This is a genomic window from Gardnerella sp. C0684A1, from assembly GCF_055326835.1.
In genome coordinates this window covers 97,936-113,361 of the sequence record NZ_JBLTSX010000002.1, presented here as the reverse complement: position 1 = coordinate 113,361, position 15,426 = coordinate 97,936, and the positions used below count along the sequence as shown (strand labels likewise).

Genomic DNA, 15,426 nt, shown 5'->3' with positions numbered 1-15,426 from the left:
GTGTATGGGATGCTAATAAACGGGTTGCATAGTTTTAACGATCTAGGGCTGGTTGCTACAAGCCGTCCGCTCGTTCAACTTCCAGAACCTAAATTAGAGTATTTGCAAATACCAGGCAGGCAGGAAAGTATTGATATTAGTGAAAGTCTTGCCGGTGAAGTGTTATACGAGATGCGTGAAGGCTGTTTCGAATTCATTGTCGCAAACAAAAACAAGTGGAATGAAACATGCCATAGTGTTAAAACGTTAATCCACGGCAAGAGTGTGAAACTGTCTCTTGATGATGAACCATTGTTCTACTATCAGGGTCGAGTGTGGGTTAGTGATTTTAAATCGGATAAAAACTATTCAACTCTCACACTCAACTATAAGCTGCAACCGTATAAGTATAGTGTAGATGATTCGGATGGGGTTCACACAATATGGGGTATGCAAGTAGATGATAAGCGTGAAATAACACTCGTTCACGATTTTGACATGACGCTGATCCCAGAATTTAACAACCTGTCATCTAACAGTATGCTACTGGATTCTAATGGTAAAAACTATGAGATTAAAACAGGCGTTAACCGTTTCCCACAGCTTCGTTCAAAAACAAACATGAGTTTAACATTCGTTGGAAACGGGATGGTAAATATTTCCTATAAAAGGGGGTGGTTGTGAGTGTACAGGATCATGCTTGATGATAATACGATTTACTATCCAAATGATGACAAAGCGGTACTTGATGATATCACGTTAAATTTGGAGCTTAATACTGCAGGAACGTTAACGTTTACTTGCCTGAGTCAAAACCCTTGCTATGAGCTTATTAAAAACCGGAAATCAATAGTAAGCGTGTTGCGTGACGATGAGGAGATTTTCTTCGGCGAGGTTAGAGAACAAGTAAAAGACTTGTATGGTAGTAAGAAAGTAACTTGCGTAGGGTTGTTAACTTACTTAGCTGATAGTATTCAACCTCAGAAAGAATACCATGATCAGAGTTCATACCAGCTTTTAGAAAAACTTTTACAAGCTCATAACAGTCAGGTAGATGATTATAAGAAAATAAGGATTGGTTTCGTCACAGTATCTGACTCGAATGATTCACTCTACAGGTTTACTAATTTCGAGACAACGCTTGAAGCGATTATGGGAAAAATGGTTGAAAAGCTTGGCGGATATTTGCGGCTTAGAAAAGAAGACGGGAAACTTTACTTAGATTACCTGCGTTTGGAGGAAATGGGTAAAGCTACAAGCCAGCATATTAGTTTCGGCTTGAACCTGCTTGAATACGCGGAAAACCTTTCAGCAGAGGATGTTACTACAGCGGTTATTCCTCTCGGAAAAGAGTTGGAAAACGAGAATAGTGAAAACGAGGTTCTTAAAAAGCATGTTGATATTACTTCAATAAACAATGGGAAAAACTATATAGTATCTCGTGAAGCGCAAAAAACATTCGGCTGGGTTTGTAAAGTTGTTAATTTCAATAATGTGACAGTTCCAACTAATCTTATGCGCAAAGCTACTAAATGGTTACAGGATAACCAGTTTGAGCATGTAGAAATAAGCCTTAGCGCGGTTGACTTATCCGAGTTAGGTTTATATTATGCGACGATTGAGTGTGGGGATAGGGTTCGTTGTCTCGCTCCACAATTTGGCATGGATCGCGTGTTTCCTGTAGTAAAACAGACTATACCGATTCAAAAACCAGGCGAAGTTAGAATCGTGCTTGCGAGCAGGATTTCTAAAGGGTATGTGCAAAACGTGTCGCATGCTGTTCAAACGTTAAAAGAAGAAGCGGTTGAAGCTAGAAAAATAGATAACGAGCGTGTTAAAGCTGCGATCGATAATATTAAAGCGCAAATGGGTAATTCTCAAAGCGGCTATAAGATAAGCGAATACGATAGTAAAGGCATGTGGGTTCGTGACCTTTACATGGATACGCCTGATAAGAACACTGCTACAAAAGTTTTACAGGTTAACATGAATGGTATTGCTGGAAGCCATAACGGTTTTTCAGGCCCTTACAATACTGCGATGACTCTTGACGGCATGGTGTATGGTGACAGGATTATCGGACATTCGATTGACGCGGAAAAACTTTCAGTCTCTTACACTTCGCAGGTAGAAAAGCAGATTAGTAAAGCAAAAAACGAGGCTATAAAAGACACTGGTAGGAGGCTTGAAAACTATTACACGATAAGTGAAATCAACACGAAACTGAATGTTACAGACGGTAAGATTGAGGCTGGTGTTGAAAGCGTTAACCATAGTCTTAAACAGAAAAACGGTAACTATTACGGCTCGTATACTCCAAGCCATTTTAACGCTCCTATGAGCTTGTGGCTGACTGATAGTGAAAAAATGCAGCATGTTGGTGATTTTTTCTACGACACGTCAACCGGCTACGCTTACCGGCTTATTGTTAAGCAGGAAAGTTTAGCCGTAAAATTTAATGAGAAGTCGCACACGGAATCAGCTTTTGACGATTTTGTAGACATTTTTTACAAGTATGAGGATAAAATTTACGCTATACCGGGTTTAACTGGTGAAAAAATTTCTGGCGCAACAGTGTTTATTCCATCAAACGAGTTTTGGCTACATTTTAGAACTAACTGGTCTCCGTTTGACAATTATGGTTTTAAGATTGATAGCATTAAAAAAGAGTATTCAGGAGAAATTTCAGGATACGTGTCTAAACTGCCTGAAGATATTAACATTATTGAGGTTGAAGGTGAAAATTATCCTGAGTCTGAACACCCGTATAAAGGTGGAACAAGCAAACTATGGCATTACGTTTCAGCTGACAGTATAAGTAGTTTTAGAACGTTCGCTTGGATCAGAGTTAAAGATAAAGACATTGAGGCTGCTAAATCCACGGCTGATAAGGCTATTTCTAAACTAACCATAGTAGAAGATTCCATATCTTCAATGGTTAAAAAAGGTGATTTTGGTAGTTTCATGCAGCAAAACTATAACAGTTTCCTTCTCGGGTTTAACCATTCGAGTAAATACGTGCAAATAACACCCGGGCAGATAGAGCTTTACGATGGTGAAGTTGATGAGGATCATAAAAGAGCTGTTTTTGATAAAAATGGGAACAACTTCTATCGTAACGGCGTGTATATTGGCTATGTTGGAACCGGCGAGTGGGAAGAAGATAATTCTCACAAGGGTCTAGTTTTTCATCTTACTAACGACGGAAAGTATATGGCTTTCGCGCAGCGTAAATCAGCTGATGAAGAAACATACGCTACTATGCTGTGTTTTTCACGTTCGCAAAGCATTTATAAAGAGTATGGTATTCACGCTGGATGCAACTTTTACATGCATGGTAACAAGATTATAGATCCTGTTTGGCAAGACGGTGCAGGAGTAGACGCGGATATTAACTATGTGCAGATTATTGAAATGAACCAGGATGGTAAAGCTTCAAAATGGGGTTCTAACGCTCACATGGTGTTTAAAAACGGGATACTCATGAAAGTTAAATACTATTAAAAAGCGCGGGTGTAAGCGTTAAGTAGCGTGAAGCGAACTTGAAAGAAGAATAAAGGGAGAATTTGTTATGGAAAAACTAATTATTCACACAAACAAAATAGTGGCTAATAAAGGCACGCGCTTAAAAGACGTGACAGAAAGTATTACGACACCTGTAGTTGATAATACGAAAATTTTATGCGAAATCAGCCACAAGCTGGATATTATTCTAAAAAAGATTGGAGGAGAGTAGTGGTAAAACCGACGATTAGCTACGCGGTAGCTGTGCAAAAATATAAGGCTGAGTTAAACGAAAAAATAGTCGAGTTGAATAAGCAAATACCAATACCTACTTACATGATAGAAGGCATTGTTGCAAGCGTATTATCTGATATGCGTTCGGCAGTGATTGCGGAAAACTCGATGGAATATGAAGCGTATGTGAAACAGTTAGAAGACTATTTTAATTCTAGAGAACGTGAACTTAACGACGAGATTTTGAAAATAAAAGCCGAAAAAGCCGAAAAAACTGAAGCGGCTGGGAAAGGTGTAAAAGATGGAATGGTTGATGAAGGTGAAAAAGATGGTAAGGAGTAGTCATGTGTTGAAAAATAATATCAGTTGAAATGCTGAAATGTTGAAATGCTAGGGCAGGTGTGGTTTAAACCATGCCTGCCCTTTTTTATTACTTTCTACTTTTTGTTTTTTGTTTTTATAAGAGTACTGGCAAATGTTAGGAAAACTTGTAAGGAGAATTATGAGAGGATTTTGGAATATTGCTCAACTGGCTTTCACACTGGTAGGCGGCTGGCTGGGATACTTTTTAGGCGGATGCGACGGGCTTATCCTCGCGCTCGTTTTATTTGTGGTTGCGGATTATATTACAGGCGTGATGTGTGCTGTTACGGATAAGAAACTGTCTAGCAGCATTGGTTTTAAGGGCATTTTTAGAAAGGTGCTCATTTTTATGCTTGTTGGTATAGCAAACATTATAGATTTTCATGTTTTGAAGCAAGGAAGCGTGATTAGAACCGCGGTAATTTTCTTCTACCTATCTAACGAAGGATTATCTTTAACCGAAAACGCGGCTCACCTGGGGCTTCCCGTGCCTGAGAAATTAAAAAACGTTTTAGAACAATTACACGACAAGAACAGGAAGGACAATACTCATGAGTAAAAAAGGAATAGATGTGTCAGAGTGGCAGGGTGACATTGATTTCAACGCGGTGAAAGCATCCGGCGTTGAGTTTGTGATCATTCGAGCAGGATACGGTATCGGATGCAAAGACAAGTGGTTTGAACAGAACTATCGTAAAGCAAAAACATGCGGTCTTGATGTTGGAGCCTACTGGTATTCGTACGCAAACTCTGGTTTTGAGGCGGCTGAGGAAGCTCAAAGCTGTGTGAACATGCTTTCAGGTAAGAGTTTTGAGTATCCTGTTTACTTTGATTTGGAAGAGAAAAGCCAGCTTAACCGTGGGCGAGCTTTCTGCGATTCGCTGATTACCAGTTTTTGCAATAAGCTGGAAGCTTGCGGGTATTATGCAGGTTTTTACACTTCGCTTTCAACTGCTAATAATCTTGTGTCCGCTCACATTAGAGACCGTTACGCTTTGTGGATTGCACAGTGGAACACGCACTGCAATTATCAGGGTTCGTATGGTCTTTGGCAATACTCGTCAAGTGGCAGTGTGCCTGGAGTAGCCGGCAGAGTTGACATGGATTATGCTTACGTGGATTATCCGAGCATTATTAAAAACGCTGGCCTAAACGGGTGTAAAAACGGCGGCTCTGACCAAGCTGCGCGCACGTCAAGTATTGATGAGGTGGCGCGAGAAGTTATTAACGGCGCTTGGGGTAACGGAAATGAGCGTAAACAGCGTTTAACTTCTGCCGGATACGATTATGCGAGCGTGCAAAATAAGGTTAATGAGCTTCTCGGTGTTAAAGCTTATAGAAAGTCGGTTGATGAGCTTGCCCGTGAAGTAATCCGAGGCACGTGGGGTAACGGAAATGAGCGTAAACAGCGTCTAACTCAAGCCGGATACGATTATGATACGGTACAAAAACGAGTAAACGAACTCTTGTAAAACAGTTTGAAACACTTATAAAGCCCGAGGCTTGTTTCTACATTGGAGCAATCCTCGGGCTTTTTTTATTTTTTAAGGTTAAATTGTCAAGTCAAGAGGTTAAAAAACACTGTTTTTTCTTTGCCTGTGATGTAAGGAGGCACAGGCAAATGAATATGGAAGAAAAACAGCAAGTCAAATTACTAAGAGATGAAGGTCTTAGCTATACGCAGATTGCAAACCGTATGGATGTTTCCGTTAATACGATTAAAAGCTACTGCAAACGTAACAGTCTAGGCGTAATCCAGTCCACGAAAATACAGACGGCATTATGTGAATCTTGTTCAAAACCAATCAAGCAAAACAAAGGAAGAAAAGTTAAACGTTTCTGCTCTGACGCGTGTAGAAACACGTGGTGGAGTAAGCATACACAGTTGGTAAAAAGACAGGCAAACTATGAGTGTGCTTGTCTTAACTGCAAAAATTCTTTTATCTCTTACGGTAATAAAACCAGAAAATACTGCTGCCACGCCTGCTATATAGAACATCGTTTTGGAGGTGAGCATCATGCAGATAAGTAATGATGCTCACGGGCTAACGGATGTTAAAGCGAGGGCTTGGACAAAAGAGAGTATGCAGGCGGATTTTCGTTTTGAAATAGCCGAAAAACTTACCGTTTCACTCTTTAAAAAAGGGCTTATCAGCGAGCAAGAAAAAGAAAAAATAAGCCGTCTTAACAGGGAAAAATTTCACCCGTTTTACAAGGAATTATTGGGTTAAAAGCTTGATAAATACTGCTTTTAGAGTGATGAATAGTATTAGCTGAAAGTGAGGGAAATAGTGAAAGAAATAATAAAAATAGACTCTACAATACGAAAAACTGGTTTTGAGAAAAAGACGCGGGTTGCAGCGTATGCGAGAGTTTCTAGTGATAGTGATGAGCAGCTTCTCAGTCTAGAAGTGCAAAAGGAGCATTACGAAAACTATATTAAGTCTAATCCCTGCTGGGAGTATGCGGGGCTTTACTTTGACGAGGGTATTAGCGGCACGAAAATCGGTAAGCGTGAAAGTCTTAAACAACTGCTTAAAGACTGTCAGAGCGGTCAGATAGACAGGATTGTTACAAAGTCTATTAGTAGGCTTGCAAGAAACACGGTTGACTGTCTTGAAATAGTTAGAAAACTTACCGGTCTCGGTATTTATTTGTATTTTGAGAAAGAAAACATTGATACCGAGCATATGAGTTCAGAGCTTATGCTTTCTATCCTGAGTTCCATTGCACAAAGCGAGTCAAGATCCATCTCGGAAAACAACACGTGGGCAATTCAAAAACGGTTCGAAAATGGAAGCTTCGTCATTTCCTGCCCTGCGTATGGGTATAAAAACGAGAATAAGAAAATGATTATAGTTCCCGAGCAAGCCAGGGTAGTGAAAGAAATTTTCAACATGGCTCTTTCCGGCATGGGTGGAGAAGCAATAGCACGAGTATTGACCGATAAAAAGATTCCAACTAAAAAGGGCGGAAGTTGGACTTCAAGTACCGTGAATGCTATTTTGACTAATAAAACATACACAGGTGATGTCATATTTCAGAAAACATACACGGATGATAGTTTTAACCGTCATAAAAACTGTGGCGAGAAAAAACAGTATGTTATTGAAAACCATCACGAGGCTATCATCAGTCATGAAACTTTTAATCTTGTAAAAGAGATTATCGCGTGGAGAAGAAGTGAAAATAACATAGTATGTGGTAGTGGTAAGTACAATAAGCTTTATGCGTTTTCAGGTAAAATTCGTTGTGGTGAGTGTGGAAGCAAGTGTAAAAGACGAATAATTTATCAACATAATAAGGCGTATGGCATATGGGTTTGTATAACGCATCTTGAAGATATTCATGCTTGTTCACAAAAGTCTGTTATGGAAAGTTATCTTAAAATTTCCTTCCTGCAAATGTTAAACAAGTTAAAAGCAGGATACGTTCAAATGTTGACTCCTCTCGTAGAAAGTTTGAGAGGTGTGAATAGTAAAGACGGTTTGAACAAGGTTATCGAACTCGAAGAAAAAATAGCTAAATTGCAAGAACAAGAGCAAGTACTCAGTAAGCTTTTAGCCGGTGGATACATTGAGATGGATTCCTATTATCTGGAAAGCAATCAGCTTAGAACGGAAATAGATACTTGTCTTAAGGAAAAACTTAAGCTTTCCAACAGTTTAAACGGTAACTTAACGCACTTAAACGAGGTGCAAAAACTTCAACGGTTCGTAAGTGTCACAGAAGTATTTAGCGAGTTTAAGGATGAGGATTTTCTGGATTTTGTAGACGATGTCGTAGTTAAAAGCAGAACAAGATTTCTTTTTATTTTGAAATGTGGATTGGAATTAGAAGAAGAGGTGAAAGAAACATGGCACGCATCCCATATGGTTACAGAATAGTAGACGGTAAAGCGGTTATAGATGAAGTAAAAGCTCAAGAAGTAAGAGAGTTTTTTTGTTTCTATCTTGAATTTAAAAATATTTCTCAAGCTGCTAAAAAATCAGGTATAAAAAGGGATTGGCCAGTCACGGGCAAAATTCTTAGCAAGAAATTGTATTTAGGAACAGAGTTTTATCCTCAGATTATCGATGAGGATATGTTTAGACAAGTGCAACAAATAAGGCATGAGAATGCTATCAGGAATCATCGTTATAAAGAGCCTAAGCCAATAAAGGAAATTCGGCTTATTACAAGCTACCAGTTAGAAAAGGTAGAAAAGAAATACGATGATCCTTATCGGCAAGCAGTATACGCGTACAGTCAAATCAAGGAGGTGTAAAATGAATGCCAACGTTACAATTATTCCACCAAGAAAAATAGCGGGGAATACGGTAGATAAGCATGAAGATAAGCCGAGGTTAAGAGTAGTAGCGTATTGTCGTGTTAGTACTGACAGTGAAGAACAGGCAACAAGTTATGACACGCAAGTTCAGCATTATACGGATTATATTTCAAGAAATCCTCTCTGGGAGTTTGCTGGCATTTATGCTGATGACGGTATTTCAGGAACTAGCACGAAAAAACGTGTCGGTTTCAACGACATGATCCACGATTGCATGAGTGGCAAAGTAGACATGGTTATCACTAAGTCGATTAGCCGTTTTGCGAGAAACACTATAGACTGTTTAAAGTTTGTTAGACAGTTGAAAGACAAAAACATTCCGATCATTTTTGAAAAAGAAAACATCAACACCATGGAAGCAAGCGGAGAACTATTACTTACTATCATGGCTTCTTTAGCTCAACAGGAATCAGCGTCGCTTTCTCAGAATGTGAAGCTTGGACTTAAGTTTCGCTACCAGGAAGGCAAAGTGCAAATCAACCATAACTGGTTTTTAGGATACACAAAAGACGATGAAGGGAATCTTGTAATTCTTGAACAGGAAGCAAAAGTCGTAAGAAGGATTTATAGAGAATATTTAGAAGGAGCAAGCCTTAGAGACATAGCGGAGGGCCTTGAAAAAGACGGCATTAAAAACGGTGCCGGGCATTTAAAATGGAATTTATCTAATATTAAAGGCATCTTGCAAAACGAAAAATATATTGGTGATGCTCTTTTACAAAAAACCATCACAACAGATTTTATCAACCATGTTCGTATAAAAAATGATGGAACAGAACCACAGTATTATGTAAAAGATAGCCACACTCCTATTATTCCAAGAGATATTTTCTTTAAAGTTCAAGAAGAAATGTTAAGACGAGCCAACATGTTTAGCGGTGAGGAGAACAAAAAAAGGAGAGTTTATTCCAGTAAGTACGCTCTATCCAGCCTGTGTGTTTGTGCTAAATGCGGGGATGTTTACAGAAGAATTGCTTGGAACAACCGAGGGGTGCATTCTGTTGTCTGGCGTTGTTGCACCAGAGTGGAAAACGGTCCTAGTGCTTGCGATGCTCCGACAGTACAAGAGAACGAACTGCAGTCTGCCATAGTGAAAGCCATAAACAAGGTGTTTAGTATATCGGATGAAGTATTGGATACGTTGAAGAATAATATTAGAGAAATTATCGCGGGCAACAACTTAAACGAGATTGAAACGGTTGATAAAAGAATTGCAGACAAACAAGCGATACTATTAACCTTGCTTAAAGCTAAAAAAGACTACACGAAAACTGCCAACGAGATTGATGAGCTTAAAGGTAAGAAACAGCAGCTTCTTATAGAAAAAGCAGGTCAAGAAGATGCTAAAAGACGAATCAGAGAAATGGAAGATTTTCTGAAAAGTGAGCGTCACGATATTAGTGAATATGACGAGAAGCTGGTAAGAAAGTACATCAAGAAAATAAAAGTTTACGAGGACAGGTTCAGCGTAACTTTTAAATCAGAGATTAGTGTGGATATTGAAAGGGCATCGTAAATTGAAAGGGAATCGTAAAAGCCAAAAGAATGTGAGCATTTGAAATGCTACAAAAGTCAGCCTAGTGGGCATCATCTCTAGGCTGTTTTTATGCTCAGAAATCAAGCTATTAAGCCAATCTTAAACCTTTTAACGATAGCTTTTTCTATCGTTAAAAAGTGCACCCAATATCCATAGTGTGCACTCAAAAAAGTGTAGATATACTACCCGTTCACTCAATCCACGTCGAGAGTGTTGTATTGATGTCAAAGGCTGATTAGGTGGGTGCAAGTTTGCCCTTGTGTAGCAGGGGTTAGCGAGGGCTATCGTTAAAAGGTTTAATGCGAAGCGGCTTTAAGCTGGGTTCTCGCGGTTTTTGAGCGTGATTTTGCTGTATGAGGGAACATGTCGACGCTTTAGGGTCGAGTGCACAGGATGTTAACGTTAAAAAGTGCACCCACTTTGCACCCAGCTGGTGAAGTGGGGAATGTCAATCAACGTTGAAGCTCTAACCCTGCTATCGCGCGATTAGCAAAGCTAATCGATGCGAAGCAGAGGTAGGTCTCATGTCAAGAATCTCCAAGAGAAGCGACCGAATAGGAAGCTTCGATTGGAAAGATTCGACGGCGGAGGCTCTAGTATTGATGACAAGAATAAATTAGAGTTTGTGGAGGACTGGATTGAATATAAAAGTAAAAGAAATTGAGAATAAACTAGAAAAGGAATCTGTATCGAGAGAAGTATTGTATGATCTTCAAGAATGGTTTGGAATGCCAGAAAGTACAGAAGAATATATTCAAGATTCACAGGAAAAGCCTTTTCTTGCTTGTTATATTAATGATAAACTTGTTGGGTTTATTGTGTTAAACGCAACCAGCAAGGATTGTGCAGAGATTTTTGTGATGGGTATAAAAAAGAAATTCCATAGAATGGGAGTTGGCTCGGTACTTAACAAAGCATACGAAGCTATGGCAAGGAAGATGGGTTACACATACTCACAGGTAAAAACTGTTCAGATGGGACACTACAAAGAATATGATATTACAAATCATTTTTATATCGCGATGGGATATAAAGAATTGGAATGTTTTCCAACTTTATGGGATGAGTGGAATCCGTGTCAAATATATATTAAATATCTAGGAGTGTGAGAACTCTAAGTTTATTTGCTTGAAACCTTTTAACGATAGGCAGAGATAATTGTTAAAAGGTTCATGGATATGTTTCTGCATACGAACATGTCGATAAGACATACCTAGTGTTTACTCGTTTAATGTGAAAGCTGCGGCGGAGGCTCTAGTATTGATGACAAACGAATAGAAAAAAAGAGAATTGAGGGAAAGTGTATGTTAGAAAGTAGACCTGAATTTAAAGATATAAAATCATTTGAAGAATTCAACAAATATTATTGGTATCGAGAGGAGTTATCAAAAGTTTGTAAGTCTCTTGGATTAGAATATAGAGGAACAAAAAAGGAACTGAATTATATTATAGAAGAATATTTTAAGGGAAATAAAATAAAAAAATCTTCAAGGAATAAAAATAAAAAGATAACTGATAATATAACATTAAATACTCCATTACTAGAATGTGGATTTTCATTCAATCAAAAATTTAGAGACTATTTTTCAGAGCAAACTGGAATTAAGCCATTTAAATTTAATGCGAATATGGCAGAAGCTTGGCGAAAAGTAAAAAGAAAGAACGACAAAAATTTTACAATTAAAAATATGCTTGATGTATATAATGGAGACTCTGATTACGCAAAATATGATAATACTACTAACCAATGGAACCAGTTTGTAAAAGATTTTAACTTAGATGAACGTAGTGATAAATTTTCTAATAAGATGAAAGTTGCTGCAATTCTTTGGAACGAAGTGAGAGAATCTAACCAAAGTAAAGTATATTCAAAAGAGCTTTTAAGCAAATATGCAGATAAAATAAAAGGATATTGTAAATGAGTAAATTCTACATTATATAATGTGCATTATATATCAAAAATATAAAACTAGATATGTTTCCAAATACGTACTAGTATAAAAAACCTATGATATGTTTACCAATACGAGGAAAACATTAAAAAAAGTCAATGATATGTTCGCGAAAACGAAAAAATGAACTTTTTATCCATAGTGTTGACTCCAGGCAACTGGCGACAATGAGTTTAATGTAACCTACAGTGTAGACCAGCTCATTACAGAGGGAGAAAATACAAAGACCGTCCACTCTGCTTATATAGTGAGTGTCTATGTAGATGGTTCTGGAAATATGGTACTGGTTAAGAATCCGACCATTACCAACATACCTAAGAAATCAAGTTATAAACCAAAAGCCATTGAAAGTGAGGGGACGGTTGATTCCATTACAACCAATGAAATCAATGAGTTTTTAACGACGTTCTTCAAGCTCTATCCTACAGCGACAGCCAGTGAACTTTCCTACTATGTGAATGACGGGATATTAAAACCAATCGGAAAAGAGTACATCTTTCAAGAACTGGTAAATCCTATTCACAATCGTAAGGATAATCAAGTCACGGTATCGCTGACAGTGGAGTATATCGACCAGCAGACCAAAGCAACGCAGGTATCTCAATTTGATTTGGTACTTGAAAAGAACGGGAGTAATTGGAAGATTATAGAATAACAAATATTGGTACATTATTACAGCTATTTTGTAATCACGTACTCTCTTTGATAAAAAATTGGAGATTCCTTTACGAATATGCTCTTACGTGCTATTATTTAAGTATCTATTTAAAAGGAGTTAATAAATATGCGGCAAGGTATTCTTAAATAAACTGTCAATTTGATAGTGGGAACAAATAATTGGATGTCCTTTTTTAGGAGGGCTTAGTTTTTTGTACCCAGTTTAAGAATACCTTTATCATGTGATTCTAAAGTATCCAGAGAATATCTGTATGCTTTGTATACCTATGGTTATGCATAAAAATCCCAGTGATAAAAGTATTTATCACTGGGATTTTTATGCCCTTTTGGGTTTTTGAATGGAGGAAAATCACATGAAAATTATTAATATTGGAGTTTTAGCTCATGTTGATGCAGGAAAAACTACCTTAACAGAAAGCTTATTATATAACAGTGGAGCGATTACAGAATTAGGAAGCGTGGACAAAGGTACAACGAGGACGGATAATACGCTTTTAGAACGTCAGAGAGGAATTACAATTCAGACAGGAATAACCTCTTTTCAGTGGGAAAATACGAAGGTGAACATCATAGACACGCCAGGACATATGGATTTCTTAGCAGAAGTATATCGTTCATTATCAGTTTTAGATGGGGCAATTCTACTGATTTCTGCAAAAGATGGCGTACAAGCACAAACTCGTATATTATTTCATGCACTTAGGAAAATGGGGATTCCCACAATCTTTTTTATCAATAAGATTGACCAAAATGGAATTGATTTATCAACGGTTTATCAGGATATTAAAGAGAAACTTTCTGCCGAAATTGTAATCAAACAGAAGGTAGAACTGTATCCTAATATGTGTGTGACGAACTTTACCGAATCTGAACAATGGGATACGGTAATAGAGGGAAACGATGACCTTTTAGAGAAATATATGTCCGGTAAATCATTAGAAGCATTGGAACTCGAACAAGAGGAAAGCATAAGATTTCAGAATTGTTCTCTGTTCCCTCTTTATCATGGAAGTGCAAAAAGTAATATAGGGATTGATAACCTTATAGAAGTGATTACGAATAAATTTTATTCATCAACACATCGAGGTCCGTCTGAACTTTGCGGAAATGTTTTCAAAATTGAATATACAAAAAAAAGACAACGTCTTGCATATATACGCCTTTATAGTGGAGTACTACATTTACGAGATTCGGTTAGAGTATCAGAAAAAGAAAAAATAAAAGTTACAGAAATGTATACTTCAATAAATGGTGAATTATGTAAGATTGATAGAGCTTATTCTGGAGAAATTGTTATTTTGCAAAATGAGTTTTTGAAGTTAAATAGTGTTCTTGGAGATACAAAACTATTGCCACAGAGAAAAAAGATTGAAAATCCGCACCCTCTACTACAAACAACTGTTGAACCGAGTAAACCTGAACAGAGAGAAATGTTGCTTGATGCCCTTTTGGAAATCTCAGATAGTGATCCGCTTCTACGATATTACGTGGATTCTACGACACATGAAATTATACTTTCTTTCTTAGGGAAAGTACAAATGGAAGTGATTAGTGCACTGTTGCAAGAAAAGTATCATGTGGAGATAGAACTAAAAGAGCCTACAGTCATTTATATGGAGAGACCGTTAAAAAATGCAGAATATACCATTCACATCGAAGTGCCGCCAAATCCTTTCTGGGCTTCCATTGGTTTATCTGTATCACCGCTTCCGTTGGGAAGTGGAATGCAGTATGAGAGCTCGGTTTCTCTTGGATACTTAAATCAATCATTTCAAAATGCAGTTATGGAAGGGATACGCTATGGTTGCGAACAAGGATTATATGGTTGGAATGTGACGGACTGTAAAATCTGTTTTAAGTATGGCTTATACTATAGCCCTGTTAGTACCCCAGCAGATTTTCGGATGCTTGCTCCTATTGTATTGGAACAAGTCTTAAAAAAAGCTGGAACAGAATTGTTAGAGCCATATCTTAGTTTTAAAATTTATGCGCCAAAGGAATATCTTTCACGAGCATACAACGATGCTCCTAAATATTGTGCGAACATCGTAGACACTCAATTGAAAAATAATGAGGTCATTCTTAGTGGAGAAATCCCTGCTCGGTGTATTCAAGAATATCGTAGTGATTTAACTTTCTTTACAAATGGACGTAGTGTTTGTTTAACAGAGTTAAAAGGGTACCATGTTACTACCGGTGAACCTGTTTGCCAGCCCCGTCGTCCAAATAGTCGGATAGATAAAGTACGATATATGTTCAATAAAATAACTTAGTGTATTTTATGTTGTTATATAAATATGGTTTCTAGTTTCTTACCCATTTGGATACAATGAAACTTTTCCTTCTGAACTCTGAAACTGTTGCTTTTGTACTCTGAAACTTTTCCTTCTAAACTCTGAAACTGTTTGCTTTCTGTGTTATATATTCCAACACTCATCACGTTGAGAGTGTCGTGTTGATGTCAAAGGCTGATTAGGTGGGTGCAAGTTTGCCTTTGTGTAGCAGGGCTTAGTGAGGTCTATCGTTAAAAGGTTTAATGCGTGGCAGTTTTAAGCTGGGTTCTTGCGGTTTTTGAACGTATTTTGGCTGTTTGAGGGAACATATCAACGGTGTAAGGTCGAGTGTACAAGATGTTAACGTACTTCGCTTGCGTTGAAAGCACACTGTGCTTTCAACTTTGAGTAAGCTCAGCGAATCGAAGTGCATTCGCGAATTATGCAGCTCGAAATCGTCGACTCGCACGCAAGTTAGCTGCGATCACGTCTTCGCCACGCAGAAGCAGTGCTTCTGCCTTGAGTGGCTCAGCGCTCCGAATTACCTTTTCGCACTACGCTCTAAGCGAAAAGGCA

At 38.0% G+C, this 15,426-nt stretch carries 15 protein-coding genes and 1 pseudogene; all 16 read left to right on the top strand.

Features of this window, described 5'->3' with window-relative positions; translation table 11 throughout:
* Entirely contained in the window at positions 1–663 is a 663-nt protein-coding gene (locus tag ACNEUN_RS02155) for a hypothetical protein (protein WP_463630806.1), read from the top strand.
* A gap of 12 nt (positions 664–675) precedes the next feature.
* The gene (locus ACNEUN_RS02150; RefSeq protein ID WP_463630804.1) at positions 676–3,483 is read left to right on the top strand and encodes a phage tail spike protein; all 2,808 of its coding nucleotides are present in this window, start codon (positions 676–678) and stop codon (positions 3,481–3,483) included.
* Between the two features lie 67 nt (positions 3,484–3,550).
* The gene (locus tag ACNEUN_RS02145; RefSeq protein WP_019260890.1) at positions 3,551–3,715 is read left to right on the top strand and encodes a hypothetical protein; all 165 of its coding nucleotides are present in this window, start codon (positions 3,551–3,553) and stop codon (positions 3,713–3,715) included.
* Positions 3,715–4,059 (top strand): toxin, encoded by a 345-nt coding sequence (locus ACNEUN_RS02140; RefSeq protein ID WP_463630523.1) that lies wholly within the window; start codon positions 3,715–3,717, stop codon positions 4,057–4,059. The genes ACNEUN_RS02145 and ACNEUN_RS02140 overlap by 1 nt, the downstream gene beginning before the upstream one ends.
* Before the next feature lie 160 nt (positions 4,060–4,219).
* Positions 4,220–4,639, top strand: a complete 420-nt coding sequence (locus ACNEUN_RS02135; RefSeq protein WP_004118368.1) for a phage holin family protein — start codon at positions 4,220–4,222, stop codon at positions 4,637–4,639.
* Positions 4,632–5,552, top strand: coding sequence for a GH25 family lysozyme (locus ACNEUN_RS02130; protein ID WP_463630521.1), 921 nt, complete (start codon positions 4,632–4,634; stop codon positions 5,550–5,552). The genes ACNEUN_RS02135 and ACNEUN_RS02130 overlap by 8 nt, the downstream gene beginning before the upstream one ends.
* Before the next feature lie 149 nt (positions 5,553–5,701).
* Positions 5,702–6,112, top strand: a complete 411-nt coding sequence (locus tag ACNEUN_RS02125; protein WP_463630519.1) for an RNA polymerase subunit sigma-70 — start codon at positions 5,702–5,704, stop codon at positions 6,110–6,112.
* Entirely contained in the window at positions 6,099–6,311 is a 213-nt protein-coding gene (locus ACNEUN_RS02120) for an SHOCT domain-containing protein (RefSeq protein ID WP_101889401.1), read from the top strand. Before ACNEUN_RS02125 ends, ACNEUN_RS02120 begins: the two co-directional genes overlap by 14 nt.
* Before the next feature lie 60 nt (positions 6,312–6,371).
* Positions 6,372–7,967 (top strand): recombinase family protein, encoded by a 1,596-nt coding sequence (locus ACNEUN_RS02115; RefSeq protein WP_463630517.1) that lies wholly within the window; start codon positions 6,372–6,374, stop codon positions 7,965–7,967.
* A complete protein-coding gene (locus ACNEUN_RS02110; protein ID WP_103084289.1) occupies positions 7,937–8,347 on the top strand; it encodes a serine integrase family protein in 411 nt (136 codons plus the stop codon). Before ACNEUN_RS02115 ends, ACNEUN_RS02110 begins: the two co-directional genes overlap by 31 nt.
* A 1-nt stretch (position 8,348) precedes the next feature.
* The gene (locus ACNEUN_RS02105) at positions 8,349–9,926 is read left to right on the top strand and encodes a recombinase family protein (RefSeq protein WP_463630514.1); all 1,578 of its coding nucleotides are present in this window, start codon (positions 8,349–8,351) and stop codon (positions 9,924–9,926) included.
* Positions 9,927–10,585: 659 nt separating this feature from the next.
* Entirely contained in the window at positions 10,586–11,056 is a 471-nt protein-coding gene (locus tag ACNEUN_RS02100; RefSeq protein WP_004111719.1) for a GNAT family N-acetyltransferase, read from the top strand.
* Between the two features lie 195 nt (positions 11,057–11,251).
* A complete protein-coding gene (locus ACNEUN_RS02095; protein WP_004574894.1) occupies positions 11,252–11,869 on the top strand; it encodes an SAP domain-containing protein in 618 nt (205 codons plus the stop codon).
* Between the two features lie 202 nt (positions 11,870–12,071).
* Positions 12,072–12,554: pseudogene (locus ACNEUN_RS02090) on the top strand (conjugal transfer protein); the annotation flags it as partial.
* A gap of 274 nt (positions 12,555–12,828) precedes the next feature.
* Positions 12,829–12,915 (top strand): tetracycline resistance determinant leader peptide, encoded by an 87-nt coding sequence (locus ACNEUN_RS02085; protein ID WP_011058339.1) that lies wholly within the window; start codon positions 12,829–12,831, stop codon positions 12,913–12,915.
* A gap of 15 nt (positions 12,916–12,930) precedes the next feature.
* Positions 12,931–14,850 (top strand): tetracycline resistance ribosomal protection protein Tet(M), encoded by a 1,920-nt coding sequence (gene tet(M), locus ACNEUN_RS02080; protein WP_116691960.1) that lies wholly within the window; start codon positions 12,931–12,933, stop codon positions 14,848–14,850.
* Positions 14,851–15,426: the final 576 nt, after the last annotated feature.

Coding starts and splice junctions, on each gene's coding strand:
- ACNEUN_RS02095 (WP_004574894.1), top strand. CDS start 11,252: ATGTTAGAAAGTAGACCTGAATTTAAAGATATAAAATCATTTGAAGAA.
- ACNEUN_RS02150 (WP_463630804.1), top strand. CDS start 676: ATGCTTGATGATAATACGATTTACTATCCAAATGATGACAAAGCGGTA.
- ACNEUN_RS02145 (WP_019260890.1), top strand. CDS start 3,551: ATGGAAAAACTAATTATTCACACAAACAAAATAGTGGCTAATAAAGGC.
- ACNEUN_RS02125 (WP_463630519.1), top strand. CDS start 5,702: ATGAATATGGAAGAAAAACAGCAAGTCAAATTACTAAGAGATGAAGGT.
- ACNEUN_RS02105 (WP_463630514.1), top strand. CDS start 8,349: ATGAATGCCAACGTTACAATTATTCCACCAAGAAAAATAGCGGGGAAT.
- ACNEUN_RS02085 (WP_011058339.1), top strand. CDS start 12,829: ATGCTTTGTATACCTATGGTTATGCATAAAAATCCCAGTGATAAAAGT.
- ACNEUN_RS02110 (WP_103084289.1), top strand. CDS start 7,937: ATGGCACGCATCCCATATGGTTACAGAATAGTAGACGGTAAAGCGGTT.
- ACNEUN_RS02120 (WP_101889401.1), top strand. CDS start 6,099: ATGCAGATAAGTAATGATGCTCACGGGCTAACGGATGTTAAAGCGAGG.
- ACNEUN_RS02130 (WP_463630521.1), top strand. CDS start 4,632: ATGAGTAAAAAAGGAATAGATGTGTCAGAGTGGCAGGGTGACATTGAT.
- ACNEUN_RS02135 (WP_004118368.1), top strand. CDS start 4,220: ATGAGAGGATTTTGGAATATTGCTCAACTGGCTTTCACACTGGTAGGC.